Below are 17418 nucleotides of genomic sequence, written 5' to 3'. Positions count from 1 at the left end.
TTAACTCGATAATCAATTTGCGGGCGGCGAAACCGCCGCCCCTACAGGGTGCCGAACTATCCGGACCGCGTGTTATGCGCTGGTGTCACTTTTGTTTTTTGCTGCGCGTTTGGCTTTTGTCGCGGCGGCGATTTTACGGGTTTTATCCGACGGAGTTTTGGCTTTTTTCTCTTTTTTCGCCTTACTGCCGCTTTTGGCTTTGCTCTCGTCCGCTTTAGCCGGGCGGAACGCGCTGTCAGCTTCGAAATTCGCCCCTTTACGCACTTCCCGACGGCGCTTGCCCCCGTTCTTCGCCGTGCCTTTTTTGGCACGATCGCGTTCGGTTTTGCCTTCGCCGCGTGGCTTACGCTGGCTTGAGATCAGCGCAAAATCAATCTTACGCTCATCCATATGCACCGCTTCAACCCGCACTTCAACGGTATCGCCCAGACGGTAAGTCTGGCCACCAGACTCACCAATCAGGCGCTGGCCTACCGCGTCAAAGCGATAGTAGTCATTGTCGAGCGTCGACACGTGCACCAGACCGTCAATAAACAGATCGATCAGGCGCACAAAGAAGCCGAATCCGGTGACGCTGGCGATCACGCCGGTAAAGGTCTGCCCGACCTGATCCTGCATGAAGTCACATTTCAGCCAGTCGGCAACATCACGCGTGGCTTCGTCGGCACGACGTTCCGCCATCGAGCAGTGCTGACCCAGCTGCAACATCTGTTGCAGATCGTAATGGTAACCGCCGGTTGGCGTGGTATTACCCTGCAGCGTACCCTGCTCACGCGCCAGCAGATACTTGATCGCCCGGTGCAGCAGCAGGTCGGGATAGCGACGGATTGGCGAGGTAAAGTGCGCATAAGAGGAGAGCGCCAGGCCGAAGTGCCCACGGTTTTCCGGATCGTATACCGCCTGCTTCATCGAGCGCAGCAGCATAGTTTGCAGCATTTCATGATCGGGACGATCGGCAATCTGCGTCAGCAGTTCCGCATAGTCGACAGGCTGAGGTTTAGCGCCGCCGCTTAGCGACAGGCCCAGCTCACTCAGTACGGTACGGAAACTTTTGATATTGTCGTCACTTGGACGATCGTGATCGCGGAACAGTGCCGGTTCGTTATGCTTTTCAACAAAACGTGCCGAAGCAATGTTCGCCAGAATCATGCACTCTTCGATCAGTTTATGCGCATCATTACGCACCGTGTGTTCAATGCGTTCAATGCGACGTTCAGCGTTAAAGATAAACTTCGCTTCTTCTGAATCGAACGAGATACCACCGCGTTGGGAACGCGCCACTTCCAGCACTTTATACATGCTGTACAGCTCTTCCAGGTGCTTAACCTGCGAATGATACTGATCGCGCAGCGCTTGTTCGCCATCAAGAATATGCCAAACCTTGGTGTAGGTCAGGCGGGCATGTGAACGCATTACCGCTTCGTAGTGCTTGTAGCCGGTCAGCTTACCCTGCGCGGAAATCGTCATCTCGCACACCATACACAGGCGATCGACCTGCGGATTCAGTGAGCACAGACCGTTGGACAGCACTTCCGGCAGCATCGGTACTACCTGCGACGGGAAGTAAACTGAGGTGCCACGGTTAACGGCTTCGGCATCCAGTGCGGTGCCCGGACGCACATAGTAACTGACGTCAGCAATCGCAACCCACAAGCGCCAGCCGCCACCGCGTTTCTTCTCGCAGTAAACCGCATCATCGAAGTCACGGGCATCTTCACCATCAATGGTAACCAGCGGCAAGTCGCGCAGATCGACGCGGCCTTTTTTCGCTTCTTCCGGCACTTCTTCGCTTAATTTTGCAATTTCAGCTTCAACCTGCTCAGGCCAGCCACTCGGAATTTCATGAGTGCGCAGCGCCATATCGACCGCCAGGCTGGTGCCCATATTGTCGCCCAGCACTTCGACGATCTGACCAATGGCTTTGGTACGGCGCGTTGGGCGCTGTGCCAGTTCCACCACCACCACCGAGCCCATGCGTGCGCCCATAATTGATTCAGGCGGAATCAATATATCGAAGCTCAGACGGCTGTCATCCGGCACGACAAATCCGGCACCGGCGTCGGTAAAGTAGCGGCCAACAATCTGATTGTTACGCGGCTCAAGCACCCGCACCATCCGCGCTTCGCGGCGGCCTTTACGGTCTGCACCCATCGCCTGAGCGAGGATCACATCACCGTGCATACAGACTTTCATCTGCTCAGCAGAGAGGTACAGGTCATCTTTCTGGCCTTCAATGCGCAGGAAGCCATAGCCATCGCGATGGCCAATCACTTTACCGCGCAGTAAGTCCAGTCGCTCTGGCAGCGCATAGCACTGGCGACGGGTAAACACTAATTGCCCGTCGCGCTCCATCGCGCGCAGGCGACGACGCAGTGCTTCAAGTTGTTCTTCTCCCACCATTCCCAGTTCATTTGCCAGCTCTTCGCGGCTGGCCGGTTTCTCACGTTTGTCTAAGTGAGACAGGATAAATTCACGGCTGGGAATAGGGTTTTCGTATTTTTCAGCTTCTCTTTCCTGAAAAGGATCTTGTGACATATCGGTTCCTCCGTTGTCATCTGCCACTGATTGAAGGTCGTTCAACCAGCAGTAATTTGTAGAGCGAGTGGTTGTCTTCCACGAGGTCGGCGAGGGTATATTTGTCCAGCTCCTGCAAGAAACACTGTACCGCATCGTACAGCGCTTTTTTTAGCCTGCAGGCCGACGTGATATGACAGAACTCACTGCTGCAGTTAACCAGTTGCAGAGGCTCCATCTCACGGACGACTTCACCAATAATAATCTGCGCGGCGGGTCTGCCCAACCGTATGCCGCCGTTTTTACCGCGCACCGCAGTAACATAACCTGAACGGCTCAGTTGATTAATGATTTTGACCATGTGATTACGTGACACATTGTACGTCTCGCTCACCTCAGTAATGCTGGTCATCTGGTCAGCAGGCAGTGACGCAAGAAATATCAGCGCGCGCAGGCCGTAATCTGTAAAACTTGTTAGCTGCAAATTTACCTCAGTGAATCACCGGCGTGGCATCTTCCGCTCTGATGCATTTTCTCTAAATGATGATAAACCAGCCCATCAAATTCAGGGCATTTTTTTAAGCAACTCTCCCCATCATATTTCAATCCGCAGGCATATTGACTGCGAATCAGCTGCTTTTGGGGTTGTCGGTTGAAGTGAAAGTGGCAGGAATTGCTGGCAGAAGGGAGCATGAAGCCGAATGAACAAAGGCCGGACAGTGTCCGGCCGGTGCTGAGATTATGCGTCAAACGGGTCGCGCAGAATCATGGTTTCACTACGGTCCGGGCCAGTAGAAATAATATCAATCGGCACACCGGTGACTTCTTCAATGCGCTTGATGTAGTCAAGCGCAGCTTGTGGCAGACCTTCTACGGTTTTCACGCCGAAGGTGCTTTCGCTCCAGCCAGGCATGGTTTCGTAAATTGGCTCAATGCCTTCCCAACCTTCAGCCGCCAGCGGAGTGGTAGTCACTTCGCGGCCATCTGGCATACGGTAAGCCACACAGATTTTCACTTCTTTCAGACCATCCAGCACGTCCAGTTTGGTCAGGCAGAAACCGGACAGGGAGTTGATCTGCACCGCACGGCGTACCGCGACCGCATCCAGCCAGCCGGTGCGACGACGACGGCCAGTGGTTGCGCCAAACTCGTTGCCCTGCTTACACAGGAACTCACCGGTTTCGTCAAACAGTTCAGTCGGGAATGGGCCTGCACCGACACGCGTGGAGTAAGCTTTGACGATGCCCAGCACGTAATCAACATAACGCGGGCCAAGGCCAGAACCGGTCGCCACGCCACCTGCGGTGGTGTTAGATGAGGTCACATACGGATAGGTACCGTGGTCGATATCCAGCAGCGTACCCTGCGCACCTTCGAACATCACCAGATCGCCACGCTGACGCGCGCCATCCAGCAGATCAGAAACGTCAACAACCATGCCCGTCAGGATGTCGGCAATTGCCATCACATCGTTCAGCACAGTATCGTAATCAACCGCTTCTTCTTTGTAGTAGTTCACCAGCGTAAAGTTGTGATATTCCATCACTTCTTTCAGCTTAGCGGCAAAGGTTTCTTTGTTAAACAGGTCACCAACGCGCAGGCCGCGGCGGGCAACTTTATCTTCGTAAGCCGGGCCAATACCGCGACCGGTGGTGCCGATAGCTTTCGCACCGCGTGCTTTTTCACGCGCGACATCCAGTGCCACATGGTATTGCAGAATCAGCGGACAAGCTTCTGAGAGCAGCAGACGTTCACGTACCGGGATACCACGATCTTCCAGGCCTTTCATCTCTTTCATCAGCGCAGCAGGAGACAGCACCACACCGTTGCCGATGATGCTGGTCACGTTATCACGCAGGATGCCAGATGGAATTAAATGGAGGACGGTTTTTTCACCGTTGATGACTAGCGTATGGCCAGCGTTATGACCGCCTTGATAACGCACAACGTATTTCGCGCGCTCAGTCAGAAGGTCAACAATCTTACCTTTACCTTCGTCACCCCATTGGGTGCCCAGTACGACTACGTTCTTACCCATTTCTCAAAATCACCGATTGCTTAAAAATGGATTCTACCATCGTAATTTTCGTCTTTCAGCACTTTTAGCATACGATTGCGGAGTTTTTTTTCACCAGAGAGCTGGCGTTAAGAAACCCCCTGGATATGGGTGCTGATCAGGTAATAGATCACTACACCTGCCACTACCAACCCACCACCAAAACGTCGCAGCAGCTGATCCGGCAGTTGGGTCATTGACTGAATCATGCTACGCCACGCCCGCGGAAATAGCATTGGGCCCAATCCTTCCAGTACCAGCACTAAAGCCAGCGCCAGCCATATCGTCGAGTTCATGTTGCTTCCAATAAAAAAGGGCCGGAATAATTTCCGGCCCACAGAGTTGTTGCAGTGACGATTAACGCGTTGCGTTAGACGGTGACTTCATAAAGCGGAAGAAATCACTTTCCGGGCTCAGCACCATCACGTCCTGGTTGCTGTTAAAGCTGCTGTCGTAAGCACGCAGGCTACGAATAAAGGCGTAGAAGTCTGGATCCTGACTGAATGCATTAGCAAACAGTTTGGCCGCTTCTGCATCGCCTTCACCGCGGGTAATCAGTGCCTGACGCTGCGCTTCTGCCAGCGTACGGGTCACTTCATAATCCGAGGTCGCACGCAGTTTTTCTGCCTCTTCCTGGCCTTGTGAACGCTGACTACGCGCTACCGCTTCACGTTCTGCACGCATACGGTTGTAAATCGCGTCAGAGACTTCAGTTGGCAGGTTGATCTGCTTAATACGCACATCCACCACCTGAATACCCAGCGCTGCCATACTGTTCGGGTTAATCGCTGGCTCTTTGCTGTTGGTTTCGATCTCAACGCGTGCTGCTGCTGATGCAATCGCATCATCTGCGGCCGGCGTCGCGACTTCATCATCGCTACCCGCACTACCGGTATTCAGCGCATCACGCACGTCGGTGGTCAGACGGCCACGCGAGTCGGTGACGATATCTTTCACATCCAGACGGCCCATCTCAGAACGCAGACGGTCACTAAACTTACGTTTTAACAGCACTTCCGCCTGAGAAACGTCACCACCACCGGTTGCCAGGTAGTAGCGGCTGAAATCACTGATGCGCCATTTGATATAAGAATCAACGATCAGATCTTTCTTCTCTTTGGTAACAAAGCGGTCTGCCTGGTTATCCATGGTCTGGGTACGCGCATCGAGCGTCTTCACCGATTCGATAAATGGAATCTTAAAGTGCAGACCCGGCGACACCACCAGTGGTTTGTTCTCATCGTCGCGCAGAACTTTACCAAAGCGCATGACAATGCCACGCTGGCCTTCCTGCACGATATACAGTGACGCGTACAGCACCACCAGCACAACAATCAATAATACGATTAATGGCTTACGCATCGATTAGTCTCTCCCTACGCGCTGGTTATCGTTGCGCTGAGCATTCGCCCGGCGCTGATCCATGATGTTTTCTGGACTGAACGACGAACTGCTACTGGCGCGCTCGTTACTGTTGTTCGAGGCCGGCGGCAGGCGCAACAGGCTGTTACTGCTGCTGTCCTGGGTATTCACGCCCTGTGAACTGGACTGGCCGCCACGCATCAGTTGGTCGAGAGGTAACACCATCAGGTTATTACCTTTGTCGTTTACCAACACTTTACGGGTCTGACTCAGCACGCGTTCCATGGTTTCGATGTACAGACGTTCACGGGTAATCTCAGGTGCCGCTTTATATTCCGGCAGCAGTTTCGCAAAGCGAGCCACTTCACCCTGAGCTTCCAGTACGGTACGGGCTTTATAAGCACGTGCCTCTTCGAGAATACGCTGCGCCTGACCGTTAGCACGTGGCTGAACTTCGTTGGCGTAGGCTTCTGCTTCACGAACATACTGTTCACGGTTTTCACGTGCCGCGATGGCATCATCAAATGCCGCTTTAACTTCTTCAGGTGGACGCGCCGCCTGGAAGTTGACGTCAAGCAGAGTGATACCCATATCGTACGGACGAATGGTCTCTTCCAGCTCACGCTGCGTCTCGCTACGCACGACGGTACGCCCTTCCGTCAGAATACGATCCATAGTGGAACGACCAATCACGCCACGCAGTGCGCTGTCGGTAGCCTGACGCAGGCTGTCGTCAGCGTTGACGACGGCAAACAGGTAACGCTCTGGATCGGTAACGCGATACTGAACGTTCATCTCAACGCGTACCACGTTCTCGTCTGAAGTCAGCATCACACCGGATGCCGCCAGCTCACGTACCGCTTCAACGTTAACCGCACGTACCTGATCGATAAAGGTCGGTTTCCAGTTCAGACCGGGCCCAACCAGGTGATCAAATTTGCCGAAGCGGGTAACAGCACCGCGCTCAGCTTCTTTGATGGTATAGAAACCACTTGCCGCCCAGACGACGACAGCCGCAACAACAACGATTCCGACCAGTCGACGCCCACCGCGTCCTGACGAGCGTTGACCGCCACTGTTGTCGTTATTGTTATTGTTATTTTTGCCACCGCCCAGTCCACCGAGCTTCTTACTCAGTTTACGGAAGATATCATCAAGATCAGGAGGCCCCTTATCGCGCCCTCCCTTATTTCCCCCAGAGTTGCCGCCTTGATTATTGCTGCTTCCCCACGGGTCGCGGTCCTGTCCGTTATTCCCGGGCTGATTCCACGCCATGTTTATACTCCATTAATTGTGTGTGCGGTGGTATCCCAGGCCGGGATACGCGTTTCAGGCAAAATCAGTCAAACAATGTAATCCACCAGTGCCGGTTCCTGCTTACAGAGCCGACGCCAGTCAATAATCGGCATGCGTATATGCAAACCTACGCTACCATCTTCTTCATTCCACTCTTTTTCTATCGCCTGTAGCTGGTAGAAACGGCTGCGTAACCGCCCCGCTTCTGGCGGCAGACGTAAATCAAACTGCGCGATCTCACCAGCCAGACGTTCGGTCAGTGCCTGGAACAGTAACGGCACGCCGACGCCAGTTTGTGCCGATAACCAGACCCGAACCGGCATATTTTCGTCGTTGCGATCGATACGTGGCTCAAAATCCTCCAGCATATCAATTTTATTCATCACTAAGAGCTGAGGGATTTCGTCCGCTTCAATCTCTTCGAGTACCACATCGACCGCTTCAATATTCTCATCAACGCGCTGATCGGCGGCATCAATAATATGCAGCAGCAAAGATGCCTGACGCGTCTCCTGCAATGTCGCCTTAAACGCCGCCACCAAATCATGTGGCAGGTGGCGAATAAAGCCGACGGTATCCGCCAGTACCACTTCACCAACATCCGCCACATCCACGCGGCGTAGGGTCGGATCCAGTGTGGCAAATAGCTGATCGGCCGCGTAAACATCGGCCGCGGTGATACAGTTAAACAGCGTCGATTTACCGGCGTTGGTATAGCCTACCAATGACACGGTGGGTACATCCGCTTTAGCACGAGCTTGTCTGCCCTGATCGCGCTGCTTCTCTACGCGCGCCAGACGAGAAAGAATCAGAGTAATGCGATTACGCAGTAAGCGTCGGTCAGTTTCCAGCTGAGTTTCACCCGGACCGCGCAGACCAATGCCGCCTTTCTGGCGCTCAAGGTGCGTCCAGCCGCGAACCAGACGAGTAGCCAGATGACGAAGCTGGGCCAGCTCAACCTGTAATTTCCCTTCGTGGGTACGGGCGCGCTGGGCAAAAATATCAAGGATTAAACCGGTGCGATCAATCACGCGACACTCGCACAGACGCTCAAGATTTCGCTCCTGAGCCGGGGTTAAGGCGTGATCAAATAACACCACCGATGCACCGCTGGATTTTACCGCATCGGCAATTTCGACTGCCTTTCCTTCACCGACAAAATATTTGGGATGAGGTGCTTTACGGCTGCCTGTAACCACACGCAGCGCTTCGACACCTGCGGAAGAGACCAGAGTTTCAAACTCCATCAGGTCTTCCATATCTTTGTCTTGCGAGAAATAGATGTGAACCAGGACAGCCTGTTCACCGGCATCGTAACGGTCAAACAAGCGTAGGACCTCTCATTATCAATAGAACCGAGACGGGGACCTCAGTCAAAAATGAACTCCCCGTCCAGGCAGTACGGCAAACGCGCTTACTCAGCGTTCTCACCGTCTTGTTGTGGCTGCGAAGGTGCCGCCGTATTACTACCGCCGTGATGATAGTTGCTGCTTCCGCCACCCGCATTGTTACTGTGGTGGGAGACCGGACGGGACGGAACAACGGTAGAGATAGCGTGCTTATACACCATCTGGCTGACCGTGTTTTTTAACAAAATGACAAACTGATCGAAAGACTCAATCTGACCTTGCAGTTTGATACCATTCACCAAATAAATCGAAACCGGAACACGTTCGCGACGCAGTGCGTTCAAGAACGGATCTTGCAATGATTGCCCCTTAGCCATTCTATCTTTTCCTTATATGCTTGTTGTTTGTTACTTAAGAACCCTGCGGTCCTGAAATACTACGTAAAAATTTGCGCACGTTAACGCACCAATTGTACACAATCACCCATGCTTCGCACTAAGAACCTGTAATACCGTATCACGGGCCAATTCAGGCTGTTCGCTATCAAGCCAGTGAACATTCTGCCAGCCACGTAACCAGGTAATCTGACGCTTAGCCAACTGCCGGGTCGCGCAAATCCCCCGATAAACCATATCGTCATAGTCGATTTCACCCGCCAGATATGACCACATCTGGCGGTAGCCGACACAACGAATGGAAGGCATGTCCGTATGCAAATCTCCTCGTGCAAACAGTGCCCGAGCCTCCGCTTCAAAACCTGACGCTAACATCTGCTTAAAACGCACTTCGATACGTTGGTGCAACAACTCGCGATTCGCGGGGGCGATGGCGAACTGGCTCACCTCATAAGGTAATGCTTCGCCCGATATTTTTGTCAGCTCCGTTAAAGTTTTACCCGAAATAAAAAAAACTTCCAGTGCTCGCGAGAGTCTCTGGGGATCATTCGGATGAATACGACTACCAGCAACGGGATCAATTTCACATAATTGGCGGTGTAAGGCATCCCAACCCTGCTCACTCGCCATCTGCTCAATACGCTGGCGTACCTCCGGGTCAGCCGAGGGCAACGGCGACAACCCTTCAAGTAACGCCTTGTAATAGAGCATGGTACCACCAACAAGCAGCGGAATTCGGCCTTCACGGCTAATATCCGCCATTTCTGCTAATGCATCGCGTCGAAACTCCGCTGCCGACCAGGCTTGCGAAGGATCGAGAATATCCATCAGGCGATGAGGCGCCTGCGCTAACTCTTCCGCAGAGGGCTTGGCTGTGCCAATATCCATTCCGCGATAAATCAGTGCTGAGTCAACGCTGATCAACTCAACCGGCAGATGCTTACGTAGCTCAATGGCTAACGCGGTCTTACCGGAAGCCGTTGGCCCCATCAAAAAAATTGCCTTAGGCCGGCCAGCCATTGTTCTGTCACTCATGCTTCAGGGCGGTCAACGCCATATCAATATCGATCGGTTGCACTAATCCAGAAGGTGGCGATTTAATCAGTGCCGGACAGAGTCTTTCGACTTCCGCCAACAGCGCAATCGCCTGCGAGTGATTCCAGTGCGGATGCTCTGCCATTGCCTGGCGTGCCAGCCATTGTGCAACTGAGGCTGGCGAGGCATCCTGCTGCCGGGCGAGATAGCCTAACAGTTCTGGAATCAAGTTTTGTAAATTTTGTTGGCGCAATGGTAAAGGGACAGCGCGTAGCGTCACATGCTGTGCGTCCAGCTGCACATCAATGCCCATCCGGGTCAGTAACTCAGCAAAACGGCCAATCGCCTCACGCTCCGGCTTATCAACTTTTAATCTTACCGGGATTAACAGCGGCTGCGGTTTTAACCCTTCGTCAGCCGGATCGAGCTGTGCCTGTTTCAGCCAGCGTTCGGCCACCGGCAAGGCAATCAGCGCCAGGCTGCTGCCGCGTTCAACCAGCGCATAATGCTCGCGCATTACCGTCAGCACGCGGCCAAAACTTTGACTGTGCGCATGCAAGGGTTCTGCGGTTTTCTGTGCTGGCGTGACCTCAGGGACCGCTTCACGCGCGCGTGGAGGTTCAGGCGTTTTCAGCAGTTGCTGATACGCTTTACCTTCGCGCGGCTGATAGCCTGGCTCCTGACGCTGCCAGTTACTGTTTCCTGCTCCGCCTGAAGCCGCTTTCGGCGCTGAAGAAGGCGCTGCGGGCGTAGCAAAGTGGTTAGCTCCGGCCGCCTGGCGATTTTCCGGCTGCCAGCGTTCGGCTGGGGCTGCTTCCGGCGTCGCAAGTTCGGCTAAGGTTTCTGCGCCCGTTTCCTGCAGCGCACTCAGCACGCCCTGATAGATAAAATCATGTACCAGCCGCGACTGATGAAAACGCACTTCATGCTTGGCAGGATGCACATTCACATCTACCTGGTGCGGATCGATTTGCAGATAAAGCACGTAGGCAGGCTGATGGTTATCTCCCAGCTTGTCCTGATAGGCCTGGCGGATCGCATGGTTAATCAGACGATCGCGCATCATGCGGCCATTGACGTAGCAGTATTGCAGCTCAGTCACCTGGCGTGAACCGGCCGGATCGGCGACCCAACCATGCAAACTCAGATCGCCATGCTGCCACTCAATCGCCAGCGCATGAGTCATAAAGGCGCTGCCGCAAATCGCCGCCAGTCGGCGCTCCTGCTGGCTGCTTTCACTCACGCCGCGGTACTGCCGCACCAGTTTACCGTTGTGGGTTAATGCAATCGCCACATCAAAGCGCGCCAGCGCAATGCGGCGTATCACCTCATCAATATGGGTAAACTCAGTTTTTTCGGTGCGCATAAATTTGCGACGCGCTGGTGTGTTATAAAACAGATCGAGCACTTCCAGCGTGGTGCCTTGCGGATGCGCGGCAGGTTTGACGGTTACCGCCATATCACGCCCTTCAGCATAGGCTTGCCAGGCTTCACTTTGCGCTTCGGTGCGCGAGGTTAACGTCAGACGAGAAACCGAACTGATACTGGCCAGCGCTTCGCCGCGAAAACCGAGGCTGACAATCGCTTCCAGATCGTCAAGGGTGGTGATTTTACTGGTAGCATGACGCGCAAGGGCCATCGCCAGTTCATCTTTACTGATGCCACAGCCATTGTCACGAATGCGGATCAGCTTGGCGCCGCCTTTTTCGATATCAATATCAATACGCGTCGCGCCTGCATCCAGACTGTTCTCCACCAGCTCCTTGACCACCGATGCTGGTCGTTCAACCACTTCACCCGCCGCGATTTGGTTAGCCAGTTGGGGTGGTAACACCTGAATGGGCATGCTTTATCCTTGTATGTCAGGATGCGGGAATAGAAAGTGTTTGTCCCAACATCACATTGGTACTTTTCATATTGTTGGCCTGCATAATGGCTTTCGAACTGACGCCATAATGAACGGCAATCGCCGTCAGAGAATCGCCCCGCACCACTTTATGCTTCTTCGGTTTACTGCTGACTTTAGTGGTAGTGGTGGCGCCAGCCGGAACTTTCAAGCGCTGCCCGACCCAGACGCCATCTTTTTTCAGATTGTTGAGCGAGCGCAAGGTGGCCATGCTGACACCATTATGTGCCGCGATGCCCGACAGCGTTTCACCGCGCTGCACGACGTGGCGCATTGTCGCGCCAGTGTAGTGCGTTGCCGTCGATGAACTGTTAGCTCTTACGTTAACCGCCGCTGCTGACTCCAGCGGACGGTTTTCCTGCTTTGGGCCGGATTGTAGCGGATGCGTCAGGAAGTAGTTGCGCAGTCCTTTATAAATCGACTGGGCAATCTTCTCCTGGTACGCGCTACTGCCTAGCAGTCGCTCCTCCGCAGGGTTACTGATAAAACCGGTTTCCACCAACAGTGACGGAATATCCGGCGAACGCAATACGCCAAGGCTGGCATGTTCCGGGCGGCGCTTATGCAGCGAACCCACACGCTGCAGCTCAGCGAGAACTTTCTCCGCCACGTCATAGCCGACGCGCTGCGAGTGACCAAACTGTAAATCCAGTACCGCCTGACTCAGATAGGGATCGGCCTGACTGTTAGCCAGCAAATCACCTGCACCGCCCAGCAGTTCCGACTGTTTCTCGTGCTGCTCCAGCCAGTTAGCCATTTCACTGTTGGCGCGACGGTTAGAGAGCACCCAGACCGAGGCACCTGACGCGCTACGATTTGGCGCCGCATCGGCGTGGATAGAGATCAGCACATTGGCATTTTGCTTACGCGCCACGTCAGATCGACCCATTACCGAAATAAAATAGTCACCATCGCGGGTCAGCACGCCTTTAAACATCGGGTCGGCATTAAGCAATGCTTTTAGCTTGCGCGCGATGGCAATGGTCACGTTCTTCTCTTTCAGGCCATCACGACCAATCGCCCCGGGATCCTGACCGCCGTGTCCGGCATCGATAGCCACCACGATAGTATCATTGGCGCTGGAGCTGGTGCGTCCCGGTGCCACGCGCGTATTGCCGCTGGTCACCGCCGTCACTTTATTACCGTCGAACGGATTACGCTCCGGTTTGGCTGGCGCAGTTTTGGTTACCGGATTGCTGCGCGTGGCGCTGCTCACTGCTGCCGGACGCGGACTGCTGCTAGCGGTTTGCGTGCCGGTAATAGTGAACACCACGTCATAATTATTGCCGTTGCGTTTGGTTACCGCGCGGGTACGCCCGGCCTGCGTCAGTTCAAATACCAGCCGGATGCTCTGGCTGTCTTTTGGCTGGCTGGAACGAATGCGTTTGACGATGTTGTCACCGCTAAACGTCAGCGGCAACCCCTGAATCACACCACTCTGGCGAATATCCAGCACCACCCGCTCTGGGCCATGCAGCGGAAAAAAACCGTAAACCGGCTGACCGTTAAAGCTCAGAGTAATGGTGGCTTTACTGTTGCCATTGGAGACTTTTATATCGGAAAGATTCGCCGCCAGTGAGGAGAATGAAGCCAGACAGCATGCCAACATCAACGCTAATCTAACGCGAAACATCATGGGCAATCCTTGTTCGCGGTGAACTGCTGCAACATACGTTCTCCTGCAGTAGAAAGTGCGGTGATTTCAGCCAGACGCCCCTGCGCCTGATAGTGCAAATGCAGGGCTAAATCGGGTGGCGGCAATACGCCTTCGCCCTGCTGCGGCCACTCCACCAGACAAAGGGTATCGTCAGCAAAATAGTCACGAATCCCCATAAACTCCAGCTCTTCAGGATCGGCCAGGCGATAGAGATCAAAATGATAAACCGTGCGTCCGGGCAGCGTATAGGGTTCAACCAGCGTATAAGTCGGGCTTTTCACATTGCCCTGGTGGCCCAGCGCCTGTAAAAATCCGCGACTAAAGGTGGTTTTGCCTGCGCCTAAATCGCCATAAAGATGGATGACCGCCGCGCTGTCGCAAGCGCGGGCCACACTGGCACCCAGTTCTAGGGTTGCTGCCTCATCGGGCAATGCGATAACACTGGTATTCATGCTTTAGTATTCGAAATCTCTGGATTGACAAACAGATACAGCTCGGAAAACAGATCGGTTGCTAACATACCGCGTGTACCATAGCGTGCCGCCAGGGAGTCTGCGGCCGCGCCATGCACCACACAGCCGGCACAGGCAGCATCATACAATGAGAGTTTTTGCCCTGTCAGTCCGCCGATAATACCGGAAAGCACATCGCCCATACCGCCCGAGGCCATGCCAGCATTACCGACATCGGCAAACGCCAGTTCGCCCTGCTGACTGGCGATAACAGTTCCTGCGCCTTTCAGTACTACCACACCGCCATAGCGTTTTACCAGGCGCTGCGCCGCATGTAAGCGGTCACTCTCAATTTCAGCCGTTTTAACATTCAGCAACCGTGCTGCTTCACCAGGATGCGGCGTAATAATTCGATTCTGACGTTTCTCAGGGCTGATTGCCAGCAGGTTAAGCGCATCTGCGTCCCAAAGCATCGGTTTCTGACTGTTTTCAACCTTTTTCAGCGCCTTCTTACCCCAGTCTCCCTGGCCGAGGCCGGGGCCAATGACAATCACATCGGCCCATTCCAGCCCGTCATCCAGTGCTTCTGCGGTTAATTCCTGCACCATCAGCTCCGGACGGGCGGTCAGCAGTGAGGCAATATTCTGTTTGTGAGTAAGTACTCGCACTAATCCTGCACCACTGCGCAGTGCCGCTTCGCTGGTCATGCGAATCGCGCCGGCGGTGCCGTGATCGCCACCAATAATCAATAAACGCCCGTGATCGCCTTTATGGGACGTTGCCCGGCGCGGTCGCAGCCACTGCGCTAAATCACTGGCATCATAACGCGTCATCGGCGCTTGCTGGCCCGCAAGCCAGCACTCCAGACCCAGCGCGTGATAGCTCAGTTTGCCAACGTAATCGCGGGCTTTCCCGGTCAGTAATCCTGGTTTCAGCGCGATAAACGTCAGAGTCCCGGCCGCCTCAATCGCCTCACCAGCAGCAGCACCGTTAGTCGCCTGTAAGCCGGAAGGAATATCGACGGCAAATTTCGGCGCAGGGTGCTGATTAGCTTTGGCAATTAATTCATCATACGGTGCTTTTGGTGGACGATTTAATCCGGTGCCCAGCAAAGCATCCACGATTACTTCGACTTTTTCCGGCCAGGGCGCATCGGCAGCATGGATCAAACCGCCCGCCGCCAGCCAGCTATCGCGCGCAGCCTGCGCTTCATCCGGCAGCGGCTTACTGCCTTCACAAGCCAGCAGCGTTACCTCAATTCCGGCCGCCTGCGCCAGTCGTGCCACAACATAACCGTCACCACCGTTGTTACCGTGTCCGCATAAAATTAACCAGTGATGCGCATCCGGCCAGCGCCGGATGATATGTTCATATACGGCTCCACCCGCGCGCTGCATCAGCTCAAACAGCGTAATTCCGAGGGTGTCTGCGGCTGAGGTTTCCAGATGGCTCATCGCCTCTGCAGGCCATACAGAGTGTGGTAAACTGGCGGTGTTTTCTCTTTCTCTATGGTCAGTCATGTCGCACCCTCTCGATCTTCATCAGCTTGCCCAGGATATTAAACAGTGGGGACTGTCGCTCGGTTTTCAGCAGGTCGGTATTTGCGATACCGACTTAACGCCGGAAGAACCGCGGCTGCAGGCATGGCTGGACAAACAGTATCATGGCGAAATGGACTGGATGGCGCGTCATGGCATGATGCGCGCCCGCCCGCATGAATTGTTGCCCGGTACGCTGCGCGTAATCAGCGTGCGGATGAACTATCTTCCTGCCAAAGCAGCTTTTGCCAGCACGCTGAAAAATCCCCGCCTTGGTTATGTTAGTCGTTATGCGCTGGGACGTGATTACCACAAAGTATTACGCAATCGCTTGAAAAAGCTTGGCGATATGATCCGCGAGCGCTGTGGCGACAGTCAGTACCGCCCCTTTGTCGACTCAGCCCCGTTGCTTGAGCGCCCGCTGGCGGTCAAAGCCGGGCTGGGCTGGACCGGTAAACACTCTTTGATTCTGAATCGCGAAGCAGGTTCATGGTTTTTCCTCGGTGAATTGTTAATTGATATTCCATTACCGGTGGATCAACCGCAGGAAGAGAACTGCGGGCGCTGCGTGGCCTGTATCACCACCTGCCCAACCGGTGCCATTGTTGAACCCTACGTGGTTGATGCCCGCCGCTGCATTTCCTATCTCACTATTGAGCTGGAGGGAGTGATTCCGGAGGAATTTCGCCCACTGATTGGTAACCGGATTTACGGTTGCGACGACTGCCAGCTAATTTGTCCATGGAACCGTTACGGCCAACTTACCGACGAAGATGATTTTAGTCCACGGGCGGTGTTGCACGCTCCGCCGCTGAGTGAACTTTTTGCCTGGGATGAGGCAAAGTTTTTACGCATTACGGAAGGCTCGGCAATTCGCCGCATTGGTCATCTGCGCTGGTTGCGCAATATTGCGGTGGCAATGGGCAATGCGCCCTGGGATACAGAGATCGTGGCGGCGCTGGGCGCGCGAATGGGCGAAAATGCAATGTTGGATGAACATATCCACTGGGCATTGGCGCAACAGCAGATTAAACGCAGCGAACAGGTGATTGAGGTTCAACGACCGCAGCAAAAACGCCTGGTGCGGGCTATCGAGAAGGGATTACCACGTGATGCATAAGCGTACGATTGAATGGCGGGCGACTCACTTCAGGTTTTCCACACGCTGTGAATAAAAATAAAAAAGCGTTGTCATTCAACTGTCACAGCCGCAAAACGCGATTGGAACGAAAAACCATAAAGTTATTTTTTACTTTTAAATCATATTGTTATATTTCACATGGAATTATCGACTGCAAAAATACCTGAGCAGCAGCAACAACTAACCTGTGGATAACTCTGTTTAAAAGATTTTGACTATTGGGGAATGCAGCAAAGAGCAGTCGACTTATCGCTGTGGATAATTCATCTGAAAAAGGAAGTTTAAAAATTTGGAGCGGGAAACGAGACTCGAACTCGCGACCCCGACCTTGGCAAGGTCGTGCTCTACCAACTGAGCTATTCCCGCATAAGAACTGGTGTGCTGTAAACAGCAAAATCAAATTTTGGAGCGGGAAACGAGACTCGAACTCGCGACCCCGACCTTGGCAAGGTCGTGCTCTACCAACTGAGCTATTCCCGCTTTGGAACTGGTGTACTGCAATACTGCAAAATCAAATTTTTGGAGCGGGAAACGAGACTCGAACTCGCGACCCCGACCTTGGCAAGGTCGTGCTCTACCAACTGAGCTATTCCCGCTTTGGAACCGGTGCGCTTTATCAGCGACAACTTACTCTATTTTCTAACCGTAAATGGCCTTTAAATCGCTAACCTACTGATTAAAAGAACTTTTACGCATCCCCTTGTCAGGGAAGGTCGC

Annotated in this window: 14 protein-coding genes and 3 tRNA genes; 1 reads left to right on the top strand and 16 read right to left on the bottom strand. The window is 53.8% G+C overall.

From position 1 onward, the window contains the following. Nucleotides 1-72: 72 nt before the first annotated feature. From rnr to nnr, 13 genes are all read right to left on the bottom strand, one after another. Entirely contained in the window at nt 73-2535 is a 2463-nt protein-coding gene (rnr, locus tag ACP3TC_RS01570; RefSeq protein ID WP_313854061.1) for a ribonuclease R, read from the bottom strand. A gap of 16 nt (nt 2536-2551) precedes the next feature. Then, the gene (nsrR, locus tag ACP3TC_RS01565) at nt 2552-2998 is read right to left on the bottom strand and encodes a nitric oxide-sensing transcriptional repressor NsrR (RefSeq protein WP_426817378.1); all 447 of its coding nucleotides are present in this window, start codon (nt 2996-2998) and stop codon (nt 2552-2554) included. A 255-nt stretch (nt 2999-3253) separates the two neighbouring features. Next, nucleotides 3254-4552 carry an adenylosuccinate synthase gene (locus ACP3TC_RS01560; protein ID WP_426817377.1) on the bottom strand — a complete coding sequence of 433 codons (1299 nt, stop codon included), beginning with the start codon at nt 4550-4552 and terminating at the stop codon, nt 3254-3256. A gap of 107 nt (nt 4553-4659) precedes the next feature. Next, entirely contained in the window at nt 4660-4866 is a 207-nt protein-coding gene (locus ACP3TC_RS01555) for a DUF2065 domain-containing protein (RefSeq protein WP_313854066.1), read from the bottom strand. 61 nt (nt 4867-4927) lie between these two features. Next, the gene (gene hflC / locus ACP3TC_RS01550; protein WP_313854068.1) at nt 4928-5932 is read right to left on the bottom strand and encodes a protease modulator HflC; all 1005 of its coding nucleotides are present in this window, start codon (nt 5930-5932) and stop codon (nt 4928-4930) included. Between the two features lie 3 nt (nt 5933-5935). Then, nucleotides 5936-7207, bottom strand: coding sequence for an FtsH protease activity modulator HflK (gene hflK / locus ACP3TC_RS01545; protein WP_313854072.1), 1272 nt, complete (start codon nt 7205-7207; stop codon nt 5936-5938). Between the two features lie 68 nt (nt 7208-7275). Then, on the bottom strand, nt 7276-8556 hold the full coding sequence (hflX, locus tag ACP3TC_RS01540) for a ribosome rescue GTPase HflX (protein ID WP_313854073.1): 1281 nt from the start codon (nt 8554-8556) through the stop codon (nt 7276-7278). 86 nt (nt 8557-8642) lie between these two features. Next, on the bottom strand, nt 8643-8954 hold the full coding sequence (gene hfq / locus ACP3TC_RS01535; RefSeq protein ID WP_052898830.1) for an RNA chaperone Hfq: 312 nt from the start codon (nt 8952-8954) through the stop codon (nt 8643-8645). A gap of 102 nt (nt 8955-9056) precedes the next feature. Then, a complete protein-coding gene (gene miaA / locus ACP3TC_RS01530) occupies nt 9057-10007 on the bottom strand; it encodes a tRNA (adenosine(37)-N6)-dimethylallyltransferase MiaA (RefSeq protein WP_313854074.1) in 951 nt (316 codons plus the stop codon). Beyond that, complete coding sequence (gene mutL, locus ACP3TC_RS01525; RefSeq protein ID WP_426817376.1) at nt 10000-11853, bottom strand: DNA mismatch repair endonuclease MutL; 1854 nt, start codon at nt 11851-11853, stop codon at nt 10000-10002. The genes miaA and mutL overlap by 8 nt, the downstream gene beginning before the upstream one ends. Before the next feature lie 16 nt (nt 11854-11869). Continuing rightward, a complete protein-coding gene (amiB, locus tag ACP3TC_RS01520; protein ID WP_426817375.1) occupies nt 11870-13549 on the bottom strand; it encodes an N-acetylmuramoyl-L-alanine amidase AmiB in 1680 nt (559 codons plus the stop codon). Further along, nucleotides 13546-14022, bottom strand: coding sequence for a tRNA (adenosine(37)-N6)-threonylcarbamoyltransferase complex ATPase subunit type 1 TsaE (tsaE, locus tag ACP3TC_RS01515; protein ID WP_313854077.1), 477 nt, complete (start codon nt 14020-14022; stop codon nt 13546-13548). Before tsaE ends, amiB begins: the two co-directional genes overlap by 4 nt. Next, nucleotides 14019-15542 carry a bifunctional ADP-dependent NAD(P)H-hydrate dehydratase/NAD(P)H-hydrate epimerase gene (nnr, locus tag ACP3TC_RS01510; protein ID WP_313854079.1) on the bottom strand — a complete coding sequence of 508 codons (1524 nt, stop codon included), beginning with the start codon at nt 15540-15542 and terminating at the stop codon, nt 14019-14021. The genes tsaE and nnr overlap by 4 nt, the downstream gene beginning before the upstream one ends. On the opposite strand from nnr, the gene queG reads away from it, so the two are divergent. After that, on the top strand, nt 15541-16680 hold the full coding sequence (queG, locus tag ACP3TC_RS01505; protein WP_426817374.1) for a tRNA epoxyqueuosine(34) reductase QueG: 1140 nt from the start codon (nt 15541-15543) through the stop codon (nt 16678-16680). The genes nnr and queG overlap by 2 nt on opposite strands. Before the next feature lie 311 nt (nt 16681-16991). Here queG and ACP3TC_RS01500 read toward each other — a convergent pair. From ACP3TC_RS01500 to ACP3TC_RS01490, 3 genes are all read right to left on the bottom strand, one after another. Beyond that, nucleotides 16992-17067, bottom strand: a tRNA-Gly gene (locus tag ACP3TC_RS01500). Nucleotides 17068-17105: 38 nt separating this feature from the next. Beyond that, nucleotides 17106-17181: transfer RNA gene (locus ACP3TC_RS01495), tRNA-Gly, on the bottom strand. 40 nt (nt 17182-17221) lie between these two features. Beyond that, nucleotides 17222-17297 (bottom strand) — tRNA-Gly (locus ACP3TC_RS01490). Between the last annotated feature and the right edge of the window lie 121 nt (nt 17298-17418).

Origin of the sequence: Winslowiella sp. 2C04 (genome assembly GCF_050037805.1) — a bacterium.
GTDB classification, from domain to species: domain Bacteria; phylum Pseudomonadota; class Gammaproteobacteria; order Enterobacterales; family Enterobacteriaceae; genus Erwinia; species Erwinia toletana_A.
The sequence above is the reverse complement of the archived record's forward strand: the minus strand, read 5'-3'. Positions and strand labels throughout refer to the sequence as shown.